Genomic DNA, 22208 nt, shown 5'->3' with positions numbered 1-22208 from the left:
CTCACATCAGAAGGGCTGTACGTCACTTCGCCTGCGGAACGAATGGACTGGCCGATCCGCTCCACGAGACCGCCAGCGCCTCCCGCGCCCGTGTGCATGCCACGAACAGCAGACACCGCTCCCGGAGCAGGTCCGAGTCGTGCTGCAGCGCGTCCACGGAGGCCGGCGTCACTTCGCGGGCGAAGGGAAGCGCGCCCGCCGTCGCACCGAGTACGGCGACACAGCGGAACTCCAGACCCTTCATGGCGTGCATGGTGGCCAGCCGTACGCCGTCCACATCCGGTCCCGGATGGTCTTTGACCCGGACCACCGGCACCCGGGCCGCGGCCAGCTTGTCGTACGCCTTGTCGAGCAGCACGTTGAAGCGGGCGCACACGCCGATCTCCGACGGCCGGATGCCCTGCGCGATCCAGCCCTCGACGCGCTCGACGAGCGCTGCGATCTCCGCCTGCTCCGAGGCGTACCCGTCCAGGCGCGGTTTGCGGCCATGCAGGAGCGACCGGTAACCCGCCAGGGTGTCGCTGCCCTCGCCGCCCAGGTCGTCGACCGACACCGGGCTGAGGATGCCCGTCGACCAGGCGAGGATCTCCTCCGTACTGCGGTAGTTGATGCGCAGGCGGTGCGTGCGCCCGGCCACCGAGATGCCGAGCGAACCGAGTGAGACCTTCGAGTCGTAGATCCGCTGGTGCGGGTCGCCGGTGATGAACAGGTCGTCGCTGCCGGGCGCCACCGCAGCGCGCAGGACGCGCCACTGGGCCGGGTGCAGGTCCTGTGCCTCGTCGACCACGACGTGGTCGTGCGTGGGTGAGGAAGCGGCCAGGAGTTCGGCCGCACGGGCGCACACCCTGAGGTGGGTGGTGGCCTTCTGGTCGCGCAGCATGGACTCGAACAGCTCGATGGCCGGCCACAGCTGCTCCCGCCTGGTCGGTGACAGTGCGCTGCCGCGACCGCGGCGGGAGGCCGCGCGGTAGTCGCCCAGCGTACGCAGATCCTGGGCGAGGACGACGTGCCGGTACTCCTGGGCCAAGAACTGCTCCGTCCATGGCAGGCCGAGCTTCTTGACGGCCCGCTGCCACATCTGCCGCTCCTCCCGGTCGCCGATCGGGGAGGGGGCCCGGCCGTCGAGGCGGGTCACGATGCCGTGCGCGTAGGCGTTGACTGTGGTCACCTCGACGCGGGTGAGCAGAGACTCGTCGTCGTCCAGGAGGACGGACAGGTTTTGCCGCAATGATGCGGCCAGGGCATTGGTGAACGTGGTGAGCAGGACGCGGGTTTCCGAGGAGCGGGTGAGCAGGTGTTTGACCCTGTGCAGTGCCGCGACCGTCTTGCCGGTCCCTGGGCCGCCGGTGACCTGGACCGGGCCGCCGTACGACACCCGGTAGGCGACGCGTCGCTGCGAGGGGTGCAGGAACACCCGCCAGGCCGCGAACGGCTTCTCTAGGATGTCAGCGAGCTCCTGCGGGCCGGTGACCAGGGTGATGCGGCTCGTGGTGTTGGCGATGACGACGGCCAGGCTCTCGTCGGGGTCGGGTCCCGCGTCGACAGGCCGCCGGACGGCGACCACGTCCCGGTAGACCTCTTCGGGGCTGAATCCCTCGGCCAGATACTGCAGTACCTCGCACTGGTCTTCCGGCAGCAGCGTCTCGAAGGCCCGCAGCTGCGCCTTGTCGACGATGGTCCGCACGGCCCTGAGTACTTGGTCGTCGATGCCGAGTTCACGCAGCACCGTGTCCGAGTACTTCGCGAAGAGCAGTGAGTCGGCGGCCGCGGCGGCCTTTTCCAGGGCCGGGGTCAGCTGCTCGATCGCCGCGACGTTGCGGACCTCCAGCGCCCGCGTCGCGGAGTTCGTCGTGTACAGCCGCTTCGCGGCCCAGGTGTAGGCGTCGTCGTGGGGGACGACGTTGACGAGCAGGAAGACGTCACTGCCGTCGTCCGGGGCGAGGACGACGCCCCGCCAGAAATCGTTGATGCGGATGGTCCGCATGCGTGGATCGCGCGCGTTCTCCACGGACTCCAGGTGCAGCCCCTTGTCCGCCTGCAGTTCGGGCACGGTGAGCTGCTGGAACTTCTGCATCGCCTTGCGCACGCCGGCTTTGACGGGCCGCTCCAGGACGTCGTAGCTCTCCCAGAAGCTGTTGGCGAACGCGAGCTGCGGCACGAGGCGCCCTCCCCACCCTGAACGGACACTCCGCAGTCGATCATACGCGCGGGGTGCTCACCAGCCGGGCGGCCACCTTCTCGACGTCCGAGAGCAGTTCGGAGGGTTCCTGGCCGAGGTCGAGGGCGTGCTGGTGGATGACGATGCCCGCGTGCCGCACCGTGTGGGCCGCGTGCGGCGCGTTCCCCTTGGCGTACACCAGGTGGCCTTCGCGCAGGCCAAGGGCGGTGCAGTACGCGAGCATCTGGTAGAGGTCGGCGTCCGGAAAACCGTCCCGCTTCTCGGCCTTGTACTTGGCGTCCACCACGGCGCACGGGGCGCCGTGCGGCCCGTAGAGCACGAAATCGGGCTTCATGCGGATCGCGGACGCCTCGTCGAGGTGATGCGGATCCTGGAGCCGCGCCGAGTACCCGAAACCACGGCATGCCTCCCGCAGCGCCACCGTCACGAAGTCCTCGAAGAGCTTGTTCATGTCGAAGAGGAACCCGTCGACGCGCAGCCCGCCGGGCGCGTGCTCGACGGAGGCGTTCTCCAGGACGATACAGGCGAGATGCAGGGCGTGCTGGTAGCGCGAGTTGAGCCGGCTCGGCTGCCAGGCAGGCAGCGGCTGACCGCGCACGATCACGGTGACATCGGCCAGGCGGGCACGCTGGTGGAGCAGTCCGCGACGCGCATCGTGGGGTACGCCGGGCAGCCGCAGTAGGCGTTCGACGGCGGCACGCAGCAGGCGGTTCTCCGCGATATCGGTGGTGAACTCGTCGTACTCCACCTCCACCGGCAGCGTCGCGCCGAACCGCCGCCGTATCTGCTCGGCTTCCCGGATGCGGCCCCGGACGACCAGGGACGTCTCCTCGGTCGCCCGGTATCCCTGGAGGAGCCCTTGCCGCAGGGCGCGGTCGATCTGCCGCTCCACGGCATGGGCGAGGGCGGGCAGCAGATCGCGGTGCCCGGCGACATCGACCTGCCCGTCTCGCCAGCCACCCTTCGGGTCGAGGCTGTACCCGAGGAGGAAGAACAGACGGGCGATGGAAACCTTCGGGGCGACGCGTACGGTGATCGGCTCGTCATTTCCTGGCACCGCGACCGCCACGGCGCCGACCCTGCTGCCGGCCCGCACAGACCAGCGCCCCGAGACGTACGGATCAGGAGCCGCGTCCACGATGTCACCGGCCGCCAGCGCGCGTCCGACCACGTCCGGCAACGCGACGCCTACGGCCGGAGCGTGCTCGACGAGTTCGATGACGTGCGTCACCCGAGCGACTCCCGCAGAGCCGCCAGACCGTACCGCTTCTCGATGTCCAAGCCCTCCCCGTAGTGGTACTCCTCGAGCAGCGGCAGGATCTTGGTCCGCCACGTCCGATCGAGTCCACCCTCCCGATAGACACCCTTCTTCATCAGATAGGAGGGCCCGATGCGGAAGTCGGCATCCTCGATACGGGAGTTGAGCGCGTCGAGCAGATCGGCCGGCTCGGTATCGCGACCCTCGCGCGTGAGCCAGCGGCGCAGCAGCCCGCTCGTCGGCTCGGTGCGCGGGGACAGTTCGACGAAGGCGAAGCGGCGGCGCATCGCCGCGTCGACGAGGGCGATCGACCGGTCGGCGGTGTTCATGGTGCCGATCACGAAGAGGTTGGGCGGCAGCGCGAAGTCATCGCCGGAGTACGTCAGCCGGACCGACTTGTTGCGGTACTCCAGCAGGAAGTACAACTCGCCGAAGACCTTTGCCAGGTTGGCGCGGTTGATCTCGTCGATGATCAGGAAGTGCGGGATGTGCCGATTGCCCTCGCGGGCGGCCAGATCGGCGAGTTCGCGCAGCGGGCCGGCGGTGAGCCGGAAGGCGACCTCCCGGGTCTGTGGATCCTCCTGCGGGCGGAAACCCTCGAAGAAGTCCTCGTAGGCGTACGACGGATGGAACTGCACGAGCTTGACCTGTTCGGGCCCGCCGCCGAGGAACTCGGCGAGCTTCAGGGCCAGATACGTCTTGCCGGTTCCGGGAGGGCCGTACAGCACCAACTGCCGCTCGTCCCACAGCAGATCACGCACCTCGCGCAGCCAGGCGGTGTCGTGCACGAGGAGCTCGTCGGCCAACTTGTCCGTAGGCTCGGGCAGCTCCAGCTCACGCCGGGCGGCGAGTGCGGGGATCTCCACGCTTGGGTCCCGATCGGCGGTTTCGGCCTCCTCGATCAGGTCCTCGTCGCTTATCCCCAGGCCGTCGATGAGATCCTTCACCGCGGTCAGATCGACGACGTCATGCTGTGCGGAGAGCTTCTGCTGGAGTGCCTCGGGCAGGTCCTCGTACGCGTGTCCGTCGTCCGCCCAGTCCACCGGCCGGCGTAGATCCGACCGGCCGTCCTCGGAAGCTAGCTGCTCGGCGTCTCCCGTGATCTGGCCGACGTACAGCCGGCCGCCCGAGATGGTGCACATGGTGTCGCCAGGCCTCATCCGGGAGAGGAACATGTGCAGTTCCTCGACCAGCTGCACCTTCTGGTTGTACGTCGCGGTGGAGGCGTAGTCCTCCTCGACGGCGGTGCGCAGCAGGTCCTTGCTGATGCCCTGCTCGACACCTTGCCGCAGGTGACGTGCTCGCAGAGTCACCAACCCCTCGGGCAGCCACAGGCGCCGGACGAGGTCGAGGCCCGAGACATTGGAACCGCGCACCAGCCAGGCCCGGTTGGGTCCCGACCACACCTGGTCGAGGTAGTCGGAGAGCGGATGGCCGTCGGCCGTCTTCCACCTCCGCCATCCGTTGGCACTGCGACCGACCAGGATCTCGGCGGCGGCCGTCGGTGAGTTGCACTCGACGTCCTCAATGAGTTCCATCCAGCCGGGCCAGGTTTCCGACTCCACGAAGATGTCGTCCTCGATCAGGCGCTGCCGCAGCCGGTACGACGACGGCATGCGTACGGGGAACGAGGGCACCACCTCGGACCGGCCGGGAGAACCGGCCAGGACGACGAACTTCTGGCTTCCGTTCGTCCCCTTCTCGGTCAGCAGCCGCCCCCGGGCCTCGGGGCCCCCGTTGGGCAGCCGAAGCCGGAACTCCGGGTACTGCGGGTCGTGGTCGGCCATGAGCCCCCCTTGTACTGCTGGTTCGATCTTTGCTGCAGCGTACTGGCCGCCACCGACAGGGCCACCACCTCGAGGCTTGATCAGGAACGAACTGCCGTGTCCCCATTGTTCGGGGATATGCTGGTATGCAGGGCCGTCAGGAGGTCGGTGACCTCCCGCATCCGGCTGTGGATCTCCTCCGGGCGTGGGGGCAGTTCGTACGTGCGGTAGTGGCACGCCGCGCTGAGCGCCGACCATGTGGTGCGGCACCGGCGGGCGGTGTCGCGGCCCGCGTACCACTCCAGGCACAGCATCCGGTGCTTGCCGATCCGCGTCATGGACGGAGTGACCTGCTGCCAGTAGGTGTCCAGGGCATGGTCGAGCGCCATGCGGAGCAGGACCGCGGCGGCGCGGGCCCGCAGGCCGGGAGCCAGGTTGGGCGCAGTGCCGGGCTCGGGGAGCAGAAGGCGGCTGGCAGCGGCCACGAGAGCCTCCGGTGACAGGCTCATCGGGCACCCCCGGCACCCTGGGCAGCGGCGCTGCGCCGGATGGCCGTTGCCAGCGCCTCGGTCCGGCGTACGAGCCTCTTGCGGTCCTCCACCGTCGGGAGAGGCGCGTGCGCACCGGAGTTGAAGGCCTCCACCTGTGCCCAACCGCCCGGGCAGATCCGCTCGACGGCCTCGCGGGCATGGCGCTGCTCGTCCCCAAGCAGGGCGAGGGAGACGTAGGTCTTGGTGCGGTCGAGAGAGGCGACGCGCTCCTCGACGGCCCGCAGACCGAGCCCCTTCTCGTCACGGAGCCGACGCCGCGCGGTCTCCAGGCAGGCCGCCTCCACCGCCACCCGGCACATTGCGGGCAGCACGTGATCGGCCACGTCCTGCGGGAGATGGGGATCCAGAGAGACGGCCCGCGCCTCCGCGAGAGCCTGTTCCACCGGGTCGGTGAGCGACTCCACGCGCACCACGGAGTCGGTCTGGCGGCTCACGCGCAGGACGGTCGCACTGATGCCGAGGTGTGCGACGGCCTGCTGGAGCCGAGTGTCGTGGGTGAAGACGATCACCTGCCTGTCCTGGGCGCACGCATCGAGCACCCGGGCGAGACCCTCGACCTTCTCGGGGTCCATCGACTGCACGGGGTCGTCGATGACGAGGAACCCGAACGGACTGTCAGCGTGTGTGGCACGCGGCAGGAAGAGCGAGAGCGCGAGCGAGTGCAGCTCGCCCTGGCTCATCACGCTGTAGGCGGGGGCGGACATGTCGTCCACGGAGACGTCGAGTACGACCTTGCCGCGACCGGGAGTGCCGGCGAGGGTGACGGATCCGAGCGTGACGCTGCTGTGCTCACACAGCTTCTGCCACACCTCCTGGGACCGCTGGGCGAAGGGACGCAGCCGCTCGTCGCGCAGCTCGTCGATGATCGGCCGCAGCCAGGTCCGCGCCTTGCGTGCATGCTTGCCCCGGTCGCGTGCGGCCTCGGCGGCCTCTTCCGCGCCGAGCCACTCGGCGAGCCGTACGGCGAACGGCTGCCAGGCACCGTCGTGCTCGGAGATCCGCCCGGCGGCGTCCTCTCGTACCTGCCGGCAGGCGTCGTCCAGCCTGGCCGCAGCACGCTCGACGCGGTCCGCCAGCTCCCTGGGGTGGGTGACGTCCCGGCACTGGGCCCACTCCTGCCACACCGCCGTGAGCGGGGAGGTCTCGCCGCGCAGCCACACCGGAACCGGCTGTACGAGGTCGTGCACGGCCCGCACGGCGACCGCCACCTCCTGCCGGGCGGCCTCGGCGCCGGCGGCCTCCGTCTGGAGCCGCTCCACCTCCGCCCGCGCCTGCTCGGCCCACGCCCGGTCCAGCCGGTTCTCGGCGCCGCAGACCGGGCAGTCCGTGCTCCGCGAGCGCCGCTGGTGCTCGATCGCCGCCTCCAGCAACCGGACCAGGCGTCGGGCCTCTTCGGCGCTCCCGTAACGAGCCTCCTCGGCACGAGCGGCGGCCTCCCGCAGGCGGACGACGGCCCCGCCGACCTCCGCCAGGTCCGGCCCGGCGAGGCTCGCGTGCTGTTGTAGCCGGGCCACCTCGGTCGCGGCGGCCGGGGTACGGCCCTCCAGCAGCGCACGTACCCGGCCGAGGTCGCGCTTGGCCCCCGACAGCGCCTGGGTGGCCTCGCGAGCCCTGGGGTCGTCGAGCGGGCCCAGCGCGTCGAGGAGCTGCGCGGTGAGCGCGTCCGCGTGATCGATCGTCTGCTTGCTCTCGCTCACGGCGTCCTTGACCCGGCCGTCGAGCTCGGCGAGCAGTTCGAGCCCAAGGAGCTTGAAGAAGGCGTCGTGCAGGCCGCCGAGCGTGCCGTTGATCATCGAACCGAGTTCGCTGTACGGCAGGAAGGGCCGGGCGAGGTCCAGCGCCTCGGCGTCGAGGACCTCCTCCAGCTTCCGCTCCGAGCCGTCCGATCCCTCAACCTTGGTACGCGCCGCGTCGACCTTGAGCCCGTGCCAGGTCCGCCGCACGGTGACCGTCTCGCCCCGCTCACCGATGGCCAGCTCGACGCAGACCTCAGGGGTGACGTCGGGACTGTGCAGGTTGCGCCAGCCCTTCTGCCAGTCCGTGGCTCGCCGCCCGTCCCACCGGGAGTTGCGCCCCGTCAGCGCGGTCTCGGCGGCTTCGGCGAAGCTCGACTTGCCGGAGCCGTTGGGACCCGCGACGACGACCAGGCCGGGCCCGGGCGGCAGTTCGAGGGTGGTCCGCGGACCGATGCCGCGCCAGCCGGCCGCGGTGATGGACCGGAGCTGCACCGGTCCGGCTCGCCCTCCGCTGCTCCTGGCCGGCTCGTCGGGGACCAGCTCGCGCAGCAACTCCCGCACCTCAGGGACGAGGCCGAAGTCGCGCATTCGGTCGAGGAGGAGATCGCGCAGGGACGCAGGAGGCTGATCGGTCATGGTCGGTTCCCGTTGTCGGGCGCGGCGGAAGGAGCCACGCGGACTGCTGATGCACCTTGTTGGCGATTTGAGCATGGCGATATCGCGTTAGCACTGTCAACATATTTATGGGATTCCGAGTATTCGAATTTGTGTACGTACCGGAGTCGTCGGGTCGGTCGCCCAGGCCCGCTAAGGTGACCGCATGGCGTCCGCGCACCTGCTGATCATCGAAGACCGCGCCGCACTGAGTTGGGTGGTCACCGGGCAGCGGATGGCGTTTCCGACAGGCCGGGCCAAGGCGGCGCGTGCGCTGGGGGAGGGTGACGAGGTCTTCCTCTACACCACGCGCGGTTGCTTCCGGAATCCGACGCGGGACCTGGGACGGGTCATCGGCCGGGCGACGATCGCAGTCCCGTGCGCGTCCTGGACGAGCCGGTCGTCTTCGACGAGCGCTCCTACTCCGAGGGTTGCCGCCTGAAGGTGTCGGGTCTGGCCCCGTTCCGTGAGGGTCTGGTCCTGCGCGATCCGGTGCCGCGGCTGTCGGTCTTCCCCGCCCCGGCGACCTGGAGGGTCCGCATGCGGCGGGCGTCGCTGACCCTGCCACCTACTGACGCCGAACTCCTACGCACGGAGCTTGAACCGCTGTTGCGTCCGTACGGCGAAACGCGCGAGGGGTACCGCTGGGAACCGGCGGTGGCCTCAGCGTCACCACGCGCTGCGAGGCCCTGACTTCGGACGCTACGGTGTGTGTGAAGCCTGAGTCCAGTGGGGGGACGCATGTCATTCCAGACGCCCATCACGATCGCCAGCGCGTTGGAGAAGATCCATCGTCGCGAGTACGTGTTGCCGGCGATTCAGCGTGAGTTCGTCTGGGGGCGCGACAAAATCACGCGGCTGTATGACAGCCTGATGCGTGGCTATCCCATCGGCTCATTCCTCATGTGGCAGGTCAATGAGGGTAATTCCGGCCGTTTCGCCTTCTACGACTTCATGCGCGACTACCACGAGCGCGACAACGCCCACTGCGCGCCGACCGGTCCGCTGGGCAGCCGGGCCATCACGGCGATCCTGGACGGCCAGCAGCGACTGACAGCGCTCAACATCGGTCTGTGCGGGTCGTTCACGGCGAAGCTTCCGCGCATGTGGGCGAACAACCCGCTCGCGTACCCGAAAAAGCTCCTCTACCTGAACCTGCTGCACCGCGGCCAGGACGACGACCTGGGGGTCGAGTACGATTTCCGGTTCCTCACCCAGGAAGAAGCCGAGGCCGGCACCGAGAGCGGCCACGCCCGGTGGTACCGCGTTCAGGACATGCGCGAAGCACGCACTGTCGGGGACGTCATTCGCACGCTTCAGCAGCACGGGGTCGCGGACAACGCCACCGCCGGCGACGTGCTCACCAGACTCCACGAGGTCGTCCACGTCACCCCGATGGTGAACTTCTTCCTCGAGGAAGCGCAGGAGCTGGACAAGGTCCTCAACATCTTCATCCGGGTCAACTCGGGAGGCGCCGTCCTCTCCTACTCCGACCTCCTTCTCTCGGTGGCCACCGCCCAGTGGGTCGAGCACGACGCGCGCGAGACCATCCACAGGCTCGTCGACGAACTCAACGGGCTCGGGCAGGGCTTCGCCTTCGGCAAGGACCTGGTCCTCAAGACCGGACTGGTACTGCTGGGTAAGGGCGACATCCGCTTCAAGGTCGACAACTTCGATCGCGACACCATGACCAACCTGGAGAAGCACTGGACCGAGATCGAGAACGCGTTGCGCCTCGGCGTGGCCCTGCTCGCCGACTTCGGTTTCTCCGGCGTCACCCTCACGGCCAACAGCGCGGTCATCCCTCTGGCTTACTACCTCCACCGCCGAGGCCTCGGGGACAACTACCGCACCTCGGAGGCGTTCAGGGACGACCGTTCGGCGATCCGCCGCTGGCTCCAACGCTCACTGATGAAGTCCGGCGTGTGGGGCAGTGGCCTGGACCGGCTGCTCACCGGTCTGCGCACGACCCTGGAGAAGGAGGGCGGACAGGGGTGGCCGACCGAGGCCGTCGAACGTGAGATGGCCCGGCAGGGCAAATCGCTCCGCTTCGAGCCCAGCGAGATCGACGACCTGCTGGATCTGAAGTACGGATCGAAGCGGCTGTTCCCGATGCTCGCGATGCTCTACCCGGGTGTCGACACCAGGGACCACTTCCACGAGGACCACATCTTCCCGCGCAGCCTCCTGCGGTCACGGACCAAGCTGCGGGCGGCCGGCCTCTCCGACGACGCGCTGTCGCTCGTCGAGGACCGCGTCGACAGAGCGGCGAACCTGCAACTGCTGAGGGGACCCGAGAACATCGCGAAGCAGGCCGACCTGCCGGCCGCCTGGCTCCGGAAGCACTTCGACTCAGATGCCGCGCGCGAGAGCTGGCTGAGGGAGTACGACACCACCGGCCTGCCCGAGGATGTGACCGGGTTCCTGGAGTTCTACGAGGCACGCCGTGCGCGCATGCGTCAGCGCCTCTCCGCCCTCCTGGGGGTGGCGGCTTCCGGGGAGCAGCCCGTCGGCACACCGGATGCGTCGGCCGCCATGCCGGACGACGCACCCGATCCGGGGAACGAAGGGCTGTGAACGAGCGCCACGACCCGAGGGAACTCGTCAGAAGGCAGTCCCGGGTGCGCGGGATGATGCTTGGCCTGGCGCTCGGCGAGACCCTGGGCGGTGCACGGGGCAGACTGCCGGACAGCGGCCCGCTGCGAGGCGGTGTCAGTACGCAACTGGCCTGCTTCACCGCCGAGGGCGTCATCCGCGCACAGGTACGCGGAAACCACAAAGGCATCTGCTACGCGCCCGGAGTCGTCCTGCACGCCTACTGCCGGTGGGCCTTCCTGCAGGGCATCGAGGCGGAGAAGATGCGGCGCCGCTGGAACCCCTCCGGTCAGCCGACGTGGCCCGACGGCTGGCTCGCGGGTGTGCCGGCACTGGCCGAGCGGCGCGGAAGCGCACCGGCGACGGTGACCGCCTTGTCCCGAATCGACCAGAGGCAGGAGCGGATGGCCACCCCGAGCAGGGGCTGTCACGCACTCACCAGGGGCCTTCCGATCGCAGTCACGGGCATCGGTGGGATCGCCCAGGCCGGGGCGGTCGCCGCTCTCACGCACGGCGACGCGGCCGCCCAGGCCGCCACTGTCCATGCGGCCGTGCTGGCCCACCACTGTCTGACCCACTCGTCTCGGGAACGGGGTGCCTCCGCCCGGGACGCGCTGCACGACGGTATCGCCGCCCTCCCGTCCGCCGGGCAGCCCATCACCGACGACGAGCACCGGAGTCTCCTCGCGACATTCCGGCACGCCGTCGACGAGCCGGCGAACGCGGCACGGCTGGCACAGCTCGCACCGAATCCTTCGGCACCGTCGGCGCTGCTCGGCGGCCTCTACGTGGCGGCCTCATTCCCCGACCGTGCCGACCTGCGCGCCGCCTTGGAGTTCGCGGCGCGCGCTCCGGACGGTGAGTCCGTCGCCTGTGTGACCGGTGCGCTGCTCGGTGCGGTGCACGGGGGCGAGGCACTTCCCGTCGACCTGATCAGCCGCCACGAACTGGCCTGGGTCCTCGACACGCTGGCCCGTGACCTGGTGATGGAGCTCGAGGACTCGCCCAGCGGAAGCGAGTACGTCCCAGCGTGGGACCCGCACTGGTGGGACCGCTATCCCGGCTGGTGACGTCCGTCTCCTCACGCGGCGGACGGACTCGTTCCGCGCGGGGCGAGGGTGATGTCCGCCCTCACGGTCCTGCCCTGTTCGGCGAATACGGGTCACTGCAGCCAGCGGCCAGCTAAGACAGAGGACCTGTTGCGCTGACGAGAACAGGAATCGTCAGGAGGACGGGCCTACCAGGGTTCCAGATCCTGCTCGGCCGGGTTGGTGTCGGGCAACTGGGCTTCACGGGCTCGTGAGTTCAAGCCCATGAGTTTGCCGGTCGTCCGGTCCGCCCAGAAGACGAGCGCCTTGGCCGTGTCGGCGAAGTCCGCCGCCGGGCGGCTGATCCCGGCCGTCGTGATCACGATGAGTCGCTTGGGCACGTACTCACCGGCCGCGGCGGCCAGGCCGTTCAGCCGCTGCACCTCCGGAGTGGAGAGGTTCTTGGCCCGGTTGTGCCATTCGATGTGGAAGGTCTGCGACCGCATCGGGGTTTCGGCATCGCCTTCTTCGAGATCACCGAAGCCGTATGACGTGAGCTGGTCGAGAACCGTTTCGGTGAGCTGCAGAGGGCCGAGCGAGCCTCGTCCGTCCACCGGTGCGGAGCCCTCGACGAGTTCGTCGGGACCAACGCCGAGGTCTTCCATCCAATCGGATACGTCCTTCTCGGCCGGCCCGCCGCTCACCTCCAGGTCCCAGGCCTTCAGACCTCTGCCCAGCACGTCGACGATCTCCGCCACCGAGGCGTCCGCACGAGGCACCCCCGGCCCGGGCAGCGTTCTACTCCACAGGTTCCAGCCCAGGTCAACACGGCCCCATGCCTCGACCTCAGGGACGTACACGTCGACCAACCAGCCGAGCGCGGGCTTGAGCGACACGCGGACAAACGCGTCGGGGAACTCGGCTTCGACGAAGCAGCCGTCGTCTCCACCCGCGATGTCGAGTTTCGCAGCGTGGCGGGGGCCGGAAGCGAACCAGCGGTTGCCCGCCGCCACCCGCCGCACCCGCAGGCCCCGAGCGTCCAGGAGGTCGGCCAGCTCGGTCAGGTCGGACGGTTCGCTCTCGTTCCAGCGCCACGGCGAGGAAACCGCCTGGCCGGTGATCCGTGCCGAGGCCACGGCATGCAGGGCGTCGACGAGTACCTCGTCGGGTGTATCCAGCGGCCACACAGACGGTTCGCTGTCCAGCTCCGGACCCATCACACACCAGACCGTGCTGTACCCCATGCGCACCTGGGCCAGGGCGACCGAGCGTCCGGTGGACAGCGTGACCTTCAGATGCATCAGGCGGCTCGTGTCGTCGAAGCGCACCCGGTCGGCCACCTCGGGATGCCGGTCGACCAGGGCCTGTTCCAAGCTCTTGAAGTGCAGGTGCCTGCCGAAGGCGGCGACCATGTCACCGGGCGGGAAGGGCAAGGGACGCGCTCCTGTCGACTTACGGGGTGAGTGATGGGTGTGACCGGGCCACGACATGATCCGTCGTCGGAGCGTAAGCCGATCCGGTGCCGTCGCTCAAAGCCTTCGGCCACTGTTGCCGGTGTCGGCCGTCTGATTGGCCGGATCCCACCTGCTGTCGAACGCACGCAGGTCGACCGTCGCCCAGACGGTCTTGCCGGAGGGGGCGGGTACGGCTCCGTGCCCCAGGCGGTGATCTTCTGGCTCGACCTCACGGTCGCGATCAACGCCCGCTGCCAGGGACCTGACCCCAACTTCCTGGCGCACCACAGCCACCCCTTCGACGGCGTCGACGACCGGCAGATGGCCGCCGCGCTCACGATGGCGGCCGAGACCGCCGAGGAGGAGTACATGCAGTACCCGGTAGCCTCAACTCCGACGACTTTCCAAGGCTGTCCAGCGCGGCTCCAGCGTCAAGGAACGCTTCATTGCCCCACGGCTGACGGACGCGAGCGAGGAAGGCGGTCTCTTCGGTATCCGCTTCTGAACTGGTCCGGCCAGCGGGAACCCTGCCGCCGTGTGTCATGCTGTGGCGGTTTTCGGAAGGGGAGGGTGAGATGACCGAGAAGCCGCTGACGCACAAGCAGGCGCTCGCCGTGATGATCCAGGCGCTGGGAGGCACCTGGGACACCGAACGTGCCGTACTGGCCCTGCGAGTCGCCGGATACCGGCCGGCGGACGACGATGCCGCGGGGAAGGAGGCCCGCCGCAACCTGCGTGAGCTCGCCCAGGACGGTCTGATCGTGAGGCCGGACCCGGGCCAGGCCGTGTATCGGCCGACGTAGTCGCCACCGCAGGGCTCCGGCGCTGACCCGTCAAGGGACGGCGGGCTCCTGGAGCCGTTTGTGGTGATGTGGGCGATGGCTGACGGGTGGCTGGTCAGTCACTCGCCGCACACTGGCCAGCGGGGAGAAGTGCCGTCGCTGAACTCGGGTCGCACTTCCGCGGCGAGCTCGTGGCCGCAGCCGCCGCGCGAGACCGTGGAGCAAAATCATATCGCTCTGTTGCTCAATGGCCGGTATGTACGGGTGGCTCGACAGGATCGGAGAGAGCATCTCCAGCGCCGCTGCATGAGGCATGGCACGGGAGAGTAGGAACGTGGCTTCGCCGGCCGCCTACGCGCCGCGTGATGCCCCGTCGGCGGTCACGACTCGCCCTCGTCTCCCAGCTCGTTGACGAGCGGTACGAGGAGCGGGTGGACGGAGAAGCCGGACGCGCGGCCGGGGCCCGCGTCGTATTCGGCCTTCAGGACCTGGACGGCCGACTCCGGGATCTTGCCCAGGCTTCGCAGCAGGCCGGTGATGCGGGTGACCGGCTTCGTGAAGCCTCTGAGGGAGCGACCCTCGGGGTAGTGACAGATATCGTAAACGCTCTTGGCGTCCGCGACACCGTCCATCTCGGCGGCGTACTTGATGACGGCGACCCTGTCCTCGTAATTCTCGTAGGTCAACCGGTCGAAGAGTTCCTGGAGCGCGTCGGTCGTCCAGCCGCCGTAGGCTCCGTCGTCGATCCCGATCCGTTCGACACGTTCGATGTCCTCGACGGACCCCTCCCGGAGACCGAACTCCAGGATCGGCGCGGCGACTTCAAGGAACCGCTTGGGCGTAAGCATGAAGAGCCGCCCGCCGCCCCGGGTCCTGAGCTCCTCGGTCAGTTCCGGCCGAGGGCCGCGGTTGAAACCCTGCTCCTTACGCCACCAGTCCTCCTTGACGTCCGCTGTCACGAACAGCACGTCACACTTGCGACGGCCGGCTTCCCGGAGGATCTGCTCCCACACGAGATAGTCGGCGGCGGCTCCCACGCCGTCCTTCGTCTTGTCCATGTAGCCCGGAGGCAGCCGCTTCTCGACACGCCGCATACCCTCCGCGATCGCCTTGTCGTGGTCCTGCTGACTCAGTGGAGCACCGACCCGGCCGGCGAGCGCGGGCTCCAGTTCCGCGATGACCGGATCGGAGCTCGTGTCGTGGGTGATGTTCTGCCACCTCACCCTCGCCGACCTTGACGATCGCGTCCTGCACGTCGTCGAAGACCTCGTTCAGCTGACTGCGCAGACGGTCGGTCTCCTCTTCCGGCAGGGCCACGCGATTGGCCCAGGTGCGCAGGGTGCGCTCCGCCTGGGCCGCGTGACCGGCCATGTCCTCGGCGGCCTGCGCACCGGAGGACCGTGCGTCGCTGAGGGTGCTCTCACGGTTCCGCCAGAACTCCACGAGAACCTGGTGAGGCACCCACAACCGGTCCTCCACGGCGCCGAGCGCACGCAGCAGGTCGCCCCGCGCCTGCTCGGTGTAGCGGTAGAGGTTCAGCAGGACGTTGGCGTCGGGGGCCACCAGACCGTGGGTCAGTACGGAGGTGAAGTCGTCGGTGGTCGGGGTCCGGAAGGCGCCGAAGTCGTCGAAGAGGCCTCGGTTGTCCGCCCCGGCCGTCGTGTCCTCTGTCACTGCGCCCCCGTCATCGCCGTATGCCGCGTCCGAGGGGCGTACCGTCCCGCCCCCTCGTGTTCGCCTTCTGGGACCGTAGCGCGTAGAAGGGGACCAGGGGCAGTGAACGGGCACTCTGGCCAGCCTGTTGATCGGGAGATTTCTCGTCAACTGGGCCGGTGACTCACCTCGGCCCAAACGGTCTTGCCGCCCGGCGGATGAGGTTCGGTGCCCCAGCGGTCGGCCAGTGTGCTGACCAGGAGTAGACCGCGGCCCGTCTCGCCGTACGTCGCCGAGACGGTGGGTACGACGGGGAGCTGCCCGCCCTTTGCGTCGGTCACGGCGATGCGGAGGAGGCCGGTCGTGGCGTCGAGGGTGAGGGCGAGCCGGAAGTCGCGGCCCTGGACGCGGCCGTGCAGGGCCGCGTTGGCGGCGAGTTCGGCGACGATCTGCTCCGCTCGCTCGGTCACTTCTGGTGACAGGTCCCAGGCGCGGAGCTGGGTGGTGGCGAGGAGGCGCGCGAGGCGGGCTCCTCGGCGGGTGGAGGACAGGAGCTGGGCGAACGTAGCTACCGTGCTGGGGGGTTGGGGGAGGGTTGCGCTCATGGAGCCAATGTGGCGGGCGTACGGGGGCGCGTTCCAGGAATGACGCCCGTACGGTGCGTCAGCGTACGGACACATTCTGTGGACGGTACGCGGGGTCCTCCGTCACGCTGGGTGCTGTCGGGTGTGGAGCGACGGACAGTGCGTGTCACGTGTACGGAACGGGAGGTGGCCGCGTATGACGGGCGGCATCGACATCATGGCCGAGGGCTGCGGCGACGGGGAGGCGGTCGGCCGTGAGCCGGATCGTGAGCCCGACCCCTCGGACAGTCTGCGGACCTGGGGAGCCGTCCAGCAGGCGCTGCGCGAGCACGCGGGGTACAGCAGGGCCGAGTTCGCGGACCTGGTGCGCTTCTCCAAGCACACCGTGGAGTCGGTGGAGCTGGGGCGGCGGATGCCCGACGAGTCGTACGTGGTGCGGTCGGAGGAACTCCTCGGGAACACCGGGGCGCTGCGGAAGTCGTCGCGGTACGTGACGCGGGGGCGGGGGGATGTGGGGCTGGCGGCGTGGTTTCGGCAGTGGGCCAAGTTGGAGCGGGTGGCGGAGAGCCTGTGTACGTATGAATGTCGTTTGGTGCCGGGGTTGTTGCAGTCGGAGGGGTATGCGCGGGCCGTGTTCGAGGGCACCGTACCGGTGGCGCCGGACGATCAGCTGGAAGACTTCATGGCCCGGCGGATGGAGCGGCAACGGATGCTCTTCGAGCGGCCGACGACGCCGTTCAGCTTCATCGTCGAAGAGCACGTCTTCCGGCGGCGGTTCGGGGACACGGAGCTGATGCGGGAGCTGTTCGACCATGTACTGGAGCTGAGCGCGCCGCGCAATGTGACGCTGCAGATCGTGCCGTTGGAGGCTGGGTTGCACGCCTGCCTCGATGGTCCATTGCAGCTTCTGGAGACTCCGAAGGGGCAGCGGCTGGCGTACTCCGAAGGACAGCAGAACGGCCGCCTGATCTCCGACCCGAAAGAGGTGAGCCTGCTCTACCAGCGCTATGACACACTGCGCTCGCAGGCCCTGAACGCCAAGGACTCGCGGGGTCTGTTGGAGCGACTCCGAGGAGAACTATGTGCACGACGGAACTGGCGTGGTTCAAGTCCAGCTACAGCGGCAGCCAGGGTGACAGCTGCGTCGAGGTCGCCGTCACCGAACAGGCCGTCTGCGTACGGGACTCCAAGGACGTGACACGCCCCCACTTCGCCGTCGGCCGGGATGGCTGGTCGCGGTTCGTGGAGTTCGCGGCAGGAGCCTGAGTACGTTCGTCCCGGCGGTCGCGTGATGACATCCGCCGCCGGGACATCGGCCCGCCGCCGTCTCAGTCGCCCGGCCTGACAAGCTTCTCTGCCTCGTCGCGGAGGCTCCTGATTCCTTCCAGCGCTGTTTCACGCGCAGCGCTGATCTCCGCACCCTGCTTCGTGAGACCGCTGAGCGACTGCTCCACCTCGGCGATCCACTCGCTGAGGTACGCCTCACCGGTGTCAGTGAGGTCGGTCCGCTGTCTGAGCGCCACGTCGGCGAAGTGATCCCGGAGCGCCTGTCGGCGCTTCTTGAGCGCCTTCCACTTGCTCTGGTCCTGCGCGATGCTCTTCACGTCCATCAACGGGCCCATGACCGCCACAGCCCACTGCACCTTTCCGGCCGCACCGGCGACCTTCTTGGTTGCTTTGATCCTTCCCCAGGGCTTGAACTTGTCGACGCCGTCGGTGATCTTCCCGCGGGCGTCGAGCACCTTCTGGCCCGCGCGGGTCTTGTTGAGCCAGTTCGCGATCTTGGCTGCCGCTTCCGGCTCTCCGGCGACCTTCTCGATCAACGCGTGCAGTATCTTGGCGCCCACCTTCTCGGCCTTTTCGGCGGCTTCCCTGATGGCTCGTTCGTACGGTGACTGCGTGGGTGCGGCCAGTGTCGCCTCGGGGGCGTCGACTTCGTTGGCCCAGGCCTCGGGCGCGGGTACGGCATCGCCGTACTCGGCGACCAGCGCATCGAACGCCGTCCTCACCGACGAGGAGAACCTGACGTCGAAGTCGGTACGGGCATCGATCAGTTCCCCGGTGACGGCAGTGGCGATGTCGACGGGGACGGCGCCGTTCTTCTCGGAGACGCCGTCGGCGGCTCTGCCTCCCGCCGTTCTGACCCTGGAGGCGACGATCTCGCTCTCCCGCTCCAGGGTGTCCAGCACCGCCGCCTTCGCCCGGGAGATCGACTCCTCGGCCTTCTTCGTGGTCCGCGCTGCGTCGAGTTCCTCGCCGTCCAGTTCCCACCGCTGCTCGGCGTCCTCCAGAACCCGGATGAGTTCGTGCGCCTGCGCCTTGGGCCGCATTCCCTCGACACCAGGTGCCGTGATTCTCCGCAACTCGGCGGTGAGGGCGTCGATGCCACTCTCCGCCACGAGCAACTCACGGTGTTCCTCAGTAAGTTCGGGATCGTTGCCTGCGTCGACATAGTCGCGCGCGTCGGTCGGGATGACCGGGACACGATCGGCGAAGGGCCCGAGCCGTTTGCGGATCTCGTCGAGGATGACCTCGCGGTCGCTGTTCTCGGCGCTCATCTTGTTGACGACGACGACACTGCGGTCAGCGAACCCGTCGGCATCGAGCGCTTGCAAGATCGCCTCGGTCTCCGCCTCGCCCGGCAGCTCGCTTGTTGTCACGATCATCAGCGCGTCCGCGCCGCGCACTCCACGCCGGGCTGCCGCGGAATGCTCGTCGTTACCGGACAGTGTTCCGGGCAGGTCGACCAGCGTCAGCCCGTTCCACGGATACGGCGTCGCCTCCTGCGTCTTGGGTGCCGCGTCGACGAGCTTTTCGACCTCGGCCGCCGGAAGTCGACGCAGTGCCGCGATGAGCATCGACTTCCCGGCGCTGTACGGCCCCAGGAGGGCGATCCGCAGCGGGCTTGTGTCCGCCTCGGGCAGACTCGCTGTCAGGCCTCGGGTACGAGGGTGAGCGTTCAGGATCTCCTTCGCCTGTGCACTCAGCGCGAGTACGCGGGCGTCCGGCCTCCCGTCAGTCATGCGCGGTCCCATCTCCATCTCCGCTCATAGAATCAGAGCAGATCTCGATCCGCTCGGTGAGGACGTCCACGATCCGCTCCTGCAGGCACGCCCGCACGTCCGCGACGCTGGACGCGTCGGCCCAGACGCGAAGTTCGACTCCTGGCGTTCGACGTGCCGAGCGGACGGTCGCCGGGTCACCGCCAGCAAGGGCCAGGAGCCGGCGCACCAGTACGAGGTCGATCGCGTCAAGGGCGGAGCGCACGGCCGACCCCAGTCGGCGGAGCTGCTCGAACCGCTCCCGCGTGCGACCGATGTCCGCGGACTGAGCTTCGAACTGAGCATTGACCTGAGCCGCTGTGTCGTCGACGAGACGAGCCACCTGCGCTTCTCGCCCGTCGAACAGCTCATCGATCCTGGCCTCGGCTGCGGCCGTGGTCTCGCCGGTCCACTCGTCCCGGGCCTGTCGCAGGCGTTCAACCTCGCCGCTCACTGCTTTCGCCGCTCCGGTCAGGGGCGTCAGTACGTAGTCCGCCACCACCACGGGAGGGGGAGCGAGCTTCTTGGGGATTCCCTTGGCGGCGACGGAGCCCAAGAGGGCTGTCACCGCCCCTTTGGCAGCAGCCGTGCTCACGCTGCCGGGCTTCACGTCAGGACGCGACCGCACTTCCAACTGCTCGTCGTCCTGAGACTCTGGGTCGCGTGCCCGCGTGCGCAGAACCTTCCCCCGTTCCCGTGCCTCCTGATCGAGGTCGTTTTCGAGACTTGAGACAAGTGCCTCCAAACCCAGACCGGTGACGAAGTCGCTCCACCGCTGCGCGTGATCCGCGCCGCCCAGCTCCCGAACCACTTCCGGCAACCGCTCTTTGGCACGGTGCCGCTCGGCTTCGAGCCGGTCGCGCGTGTTCCGGCCCGTGGTCCGGAAAGATTCGAGCAACGCGGCCCGTTCATCCGGCGCCGAGCGTTCGAGTTCGCCAAGCGCGAGGTCGATCCGGGGGAGTTCCACGGTCAGCCGGTCGTGGATCGCGGCGAGCGGCGCCCGTACGCCTTCGGCCAGCCGGACGGCGCGAAGGGGAATCGCGCGCTCGGCCAGGAGCTGTTGGAGGGACCGCTCCAGCTCGGGCAGCCTGCTCGCCCGAAGGGCCTTGTCTCCCAGCTCGCGATCGTCCGTGGACAGCGCCTCGTGCGCGGCGCCGGAGTGGACCGCGAGGATGACGGGCGGCGCGACCCCGACCACTCTGGCGACCTGTTCGATCCGGACGGCGTGCTCCGGCGCTGACTTGAACTCTCTGTTCGGGTGATCGGCGAAGAGCGCAAGGCGTACAGGTGTGTTGACCAGCCCCTTCACATTGACGACAGCCAGCAGAGGCTTCCCCGACAGGAGAAGTCTCTGGAGTTCGGCGGACTCCTCGTCGCGCAATGTGTCGGCGTAGTTCCAAATGACGGCGTCGGCGCTATCGCACGCGTCTCGGGCATGCTGGGCGTCGAAGTCGTCGTCCTTCGCAGCGACGCCGGGTGTGTCGAGGTAGGTCACGGAGCCGACATCGAACGCGGAGGTCTTCCGTGTGGTGCGGTGTGCGCCTCGCCCGATCCCGGTTCGGTCCGCATCGCCCATGAGGGCCTTGCGGAGCGTGGTCTTCCCCGACTTGGTTCTTCCGGCGATGGCCACAAGCAGTCTGCCACCCACCATGGTCACGGTCCGCACGGCATCGTGCAGTTCGCGTTCGAGCGAGCCGATACGGCTGATGGACCGGACGAGATCCTCGCTCTCGATCGCGTACGAGGAGTACGACGTCCGCTGAAGGCCGGCTTCGGCCTTGGCCCGGAGGATGGACTGGACATCACGGTAGGCCGAGCGACTCACGTCCACCGCCCCGGGCGGAAGCGCGAGCTCGCCGACCAGGGACTCCAGGGCCTCGCCGAGACCCGGTTCGGTTCGTCGCGCGTCCATCGCGGCGGCCACGCGGTCGAACGACTCGACGTTCTCCGTGTACCAGGACTCAAGAGCACGCAGCTTGTCGGTGTCGGTCTGGGAGGCGACCGCCAGTAGCCCCGTCGCGAGCCGTGCGGCCGAACTCGTGGCCGGCGCTTCGAGGGAAGCGGTCGGGCTCACGAGCGCCGTCGAGAGCCCATGCTCGATCACTGCCCGCGCGCGGTCGTCCGCGAGCATTTCCAGAGTGCCTCCCGAAACGACGCCGGTGTCGCGAGCCCCGATCGCCCAGACCAGGGCATCACGCCGATCCGCTCTGAACTTGAACGGCACGTTCGGCCCGAGCCAGCGCCACCATTCCGGTTGCACGGACAAAACCGCCTCGTACGACTCATTCGCGGCGATGAAGTCCTGCACCTTCCCAAGCAGTGTCACCAGATCCTGGTTCCGCAGATCCCGCGCAGTGGAGACACTGTGTTTGAGCACGAGCTCACGTGCGCCTGACGCCTGCCGACTACGTCGGCGGCGACTCAAGTCGGTCACTGCGCGATCGACGTCGATCTCAAAGATCGAACGCCAGATCTCCTCCGGCCACCCCTGATCCGCACGACGACACTGCTCAAGGACTCCAGGCAGTGTCCGTTCCGCGAGCGCCACAGCCGCAAGGTCTGCCCTGAGCGCCTCCGTCGTCACGCCCTCGAGCGCCTGGAGATGAGAACGCAGTCCTTCGAGCCGCATCAACTCTCGGAGGGCTCTGGCCTCGCTCGGTGTCAGAGTCCGACCCCGAGCCGTTGCCAGACGGACCAGTTCCCCTTCTTCGACGCACGACGCCACGGCGTCGGACACCCACCGGAGAGTGCTCCCGGAAGGTGGCAGACCGGCACACCCGCATGCTTGGGCAACCGCCTCCACGCCCTTGGCCAGCCGCTGGAGTGGTGCTGACCCGCCCGTGGCGTCGACGCCCAATGGTTCGAGCAGGAGGGCAAGCACCTCAGCTCTGAGACTCTCCGTGTCATTCAGTGCCGTGTCATTCACC

General features: G+C 68.6%; 15 protein-coding genes and 2 pseudogenes. 7 read left to right on the top strand and 10 right to left on the bottom strand.

Annotated features, from left to right (window positions below; all coding sequences use genetic code 11):
• Positions 1-22: 22 nt before the first annotated feature.
• The 5 genes from ACFYZJ_RS28505 to ACFYZJ_RS28485 all read right to left on the bottom strand — a co-directional run bounded on the left by ACFYZJ_RS28505 (position 23) and on the right by ACFYZJ_RS28485 (position 8126).
• The gene (locus ACFYZJ_RS28505) at positions 23-2158 is read right to left on the bottom strand and encodes a UvrD-helicase domain-containing protein (protein ID WP_388572589.1); all 2136 of its coding nucleotides are present in this window, start codon (positions 2156-2158) and stop codon (positions 23-25) included.
• Positions 2159-2198: 40 nt separating this feature from the next.
• The gene (locus tag ACFYZJ_RS28500; RefSeq protein ID WP_388572587.1) at positions 2199-3410 is read right to left on the bottom strand and encodes an McrC family protein; all 1212 of its coding nucleotides are present in this window, start codon (positions 3408-3410) and stop codon (positions 2199-2201) included.
• Positions 3407-5224, bottom strand: coding sequence for a DUF4357 domain-containing protein (locus ACFYZJ_RS28495; RefSeq protein ID WP_388572586.1), 1818 nt, complete (start codon positions 5222-5224; stop codon positions 3407-3409). The genes ACFYZJ_RS28500 and ACFYZJ_RS28495 overlap by 4 nt, the downstream gene beginning before the upstream one ends.
• A gap of 80 nt (positions 5225-5304) precedes the next feature.
• On the bottom strand, positions 5305-5688 hold the full coding sequence (locus ACFYZJ_RS28490; RefSeq protein ID WP_388572584.1) for a hypothetical protein: 384 nt from the start codon (positions 5686-5688) through the stop codon (positions 5305-5307).
• Between the two features lie 20 nt (positions 5689-5708).
• On the bottom strand, positions 5709-8126 hold the full coding sequence (locus tag ACFYZJ_RS28485; RefSeq protein ID WP_388572582.1) for an AAA family ATPase: 2418 nt from the start codon (positions 8124-8126) through the stop codon (positions 5709-5711).
• A 184-nt stretch (positions 8127-8310) separates the two neighbouring features.
• Between ACFYZJ_RS28485 and ACFYZJ_RS28480 the strand changes: the two genes are divergently transcribed.
• The 3 genes from ACFYZJ_RS28480 (at position 8311) to ACFYZJ_RS28470 (ending at position 11809) form a co-directional block, all read left to right on the top strand.
• Entirely contained in the window at positions 8311-8586 is a 276-nt protein-coding gene (locus ACFYZJ_RS28480; protein ID WP_388572580.1) for a hypothetical protein, read from the top strand.
• A 299-nt stretch (positions 8587-8885) separates the two neighbouring features.
• Positions 8886-10721: a DUF262 domain-containing protein gene (locus ACFYZJ_RS28475; protein WP_388572578.1), complete on the top strand. Its 1836-nt coding sequence runs from the start codon at positions 8886-8888 to the stop codon at positions 10719-10721.
• Positions 10718-11809, top strand: a complete 1092-nt coding sequence (locus ACFYZJ_RS28470) for an ADP-ribosylglycohydrolase family protein (RefSeq protein ID WP_388572576.1) — start codon at positions 10718-10720, stop codon at positions 11807-11809. The genes ACFYZJ_RS28475 and ACFYZJ_RS28470 overlap by 4 nt, the downstream gene beginning before the upstream one ends.
• 167 nt (positions 11810-11976) lie before the next feature.
• On the opposite strand, the gene ACFYZJ_RS28465 is transcribed toward ACFYZJ_RS28470, so the two are convergent.
• On the bottom strand, positions 11977-13200 hold the full coding sequence (locus ACFYZJ_RS28465) for a hypothetical protein (protein WP_388572575.1): 1224 nt from the start codon (positions 13198-13200) through the stop codon (positions 11977-11979).
• Positions 13201-13233: 33 nt separating this feature from the next.
• Between ACFYZJ_RS28465 and ACFYZJ_RS28460 the strand changes: the two genes are divergently transcribed.
• Both ACFYZJ_RS28460 and ACFYZJ_RS28455 read left to right on the top strand, forming a co-directional pair.
• Positions 13234-13800: a DUF2326 domain-containing protein gene (locus tag ACFYZJ_RS28460; RefSeq protein ID WP_388572573.1), complete on the top strand. Its 567-nt coding sequence runs from the start codon at positions 13234-13236 to the stop codon at positions 13798-13800.
• Complete coding sequence (locus ACFYZJ_RS28455; RefSeq protein ID WP_388572571.1) at positions 13797-14024, top strand: hypothetical protein; 228 nt, start codon at positions 13797-13799, stop codon at positions 14022-14024. The genes ACFYZJ_RS28460 and ACFYZJ_RS28455 overlap by 4 nt, the downstream gene beginning before the upstream one ends.
• 359 nt (positions 14025-14383) lie before the next feature.
• Here ACFYZJ_RS28455 and ACFYZJ_RS28450 read toward each other — a convergent pair.
• Together ACFYZJ_RS28450 and ACFYZJ_RS28445 are read right to left on the bottom strand one after the other, a co-directional pair.
• A pseudogene (locus ACFYZJ_RS28450) lies at positions 14384-15566 on the bottom strand (PIN-like domain-containing protein).
• A gap of 257 nt (positions 15567-15823) precedes the next feature.
• A complete protein-coding gene (locus tag ACFYZJ_RS28445) occupies positions 15824-16261 on the bottom strand; it encodes an ATP-binding protein (RefSeq protein WP_388572569.1) in 438 nt (145 codons plus the stop codon).
• A gap of 175 nt (positions 16262-16436) precedes the next feature.
• Here ACFYZJ_RS28445 and ACFYZJ_RS28440 point away from each other — a divergent pair.
• Together ACFYZJ_RS28440 and ACFYZJ_RS28435 are read left to right on the top strand one after the other, a co-directional pair.
• Positions 16437-17321 (top strand): annotated as a pseudogene (locus ACFYZJ_RS28440) (Scr1 family TA system antitoxin-like transcriptional regulator); the annotation flags it as partial.
• Positions 17321-17506: a DUF397 domain-containing protein gene (locus ACFYZJ_RS28435; protein ID WP_388572567.1), complete on the top strand. Its 186-nt coding sequence runs from the start codon at positions 17321-17323 to the stop codon at positions 17504-17506. The pseudogene ACFYZJ_RS28440 and the gene ACFYZJ_RS28435, both read left to right, overlap by 1 nt.
• A 62-nt stretch (positions 17507-17568) precedes the next feature.
• Here the strand turns inward: ACFYZJ_RS28435 and ACFYZJ_RS28430 are convergent, their stop codons facing one another.
• Positions 17569-19263, bottom strand: a complete 1695-nt coding sequence (locus tag ACFYZJ_RS28430; protein WP_388572566.1) for a GTPase domain-containing protein — start codon at positions 19261-19263, stop codon at positions 17569-17571.
• Positions 19256-22207 carry a GTPase gene (locus ACFYZJ_RS28425; RefSeq protein ID WP_388572564.1) on the bottom strand — a complete coding sequence of 984 codons (2952 nt, stop codon included), beginning with the start codon at positions 22205-22207 and terminating at the stop codon, positions 19256-19258. Before ACFYZJ_RS28425 ends, ACFYZJ_RS28430 begins: the two co-directional genes overlap by 8 nt.
• Position 22208 lies beyond the last annotated feature (1 nt).

The organism is Streptomyces sp. NPDC001848, from assembly GCF_042891915.1.
In the GTDB taxonomy this organism is placed as follows: Bacteria; Actinomycetota; Actinomycetes; order Streptomycetales; family Streptomycetaceae; genus Streptomyces.
This window is presented reverse-complemented; position numbering and strand designations above follow the sequence as displayed.

Excerpts from the sequence above, each read along its gene's own strand:
- ACFYZJ_RS28445 (WP_388572569.1), bottom strand. The coding sequence starts at position 16,261 with ATGAGCGCAACCCTCCCCCAACCCCCCAGCACGGTAGCTACGTTCGCC.
- ACFYZJ_RS28460 (WP_388572573.1), top strand. The coding sequence starts at position 13,234 with ATGGGTGTGACCGGGCCACGACATGATCCGTCGTCGGAGCGTAAGCCG.
- ACFYZJ_RS28475 (WP_388572578.1), top strand. The coding sequence starts at position 8,886 with ATGTCATTCCAGACGCCCATCACGATCGCCAGCGCGTTGGAGAAGATC.
- ACFYZJ_RS28480 (WP_388572580.1), top strand. The coding sequence starts at position 8,311 with ATGGCGTCCGCGCACCTGCTGATCATCGAAGACCGCGCCGCACTGAGT.
- ACFYZJ_RS28495 (WP_388572586.1), bottom strand. The coding sequence starts at position 5,224 with ATGGCCGACCACGACCCGCAGTACCCGGAGTTCCGGCTTCGGCTGCCC.
- ACFYZJ_RS28485 (WP_388572582.1), bottom strand. The coding sequence starts at position 8,126 with ATGACCGATCAGCCTCCTGCGTCCCTGCGCGATCTCCTCCTCGACCGA.
- ACFYZJ_RS28430 (WP_388572566.1), bottom strand. The coding sequence starts at position 19,263 with ATGACTGACGGGAGGCCGGACGCCCGCGTACTCGCGCTGAGTGCACAG.
- ACFYZJ_RS28435 (WP_388572567.1), top strand. The coding sequence starts at position 17,321 with ATGTGCACGACGGAACTGGCGTGGTTCAAGTCCAGCTACAGCGGCAGC.
- ACFYZJ_RS28455 (WP_388572571.1), top strand. The coding sequence starts at position 13,797 with ATGACCGAGAAGCCGCTGACGCACAAGCAGGCGCTCGCCGTGATGATC.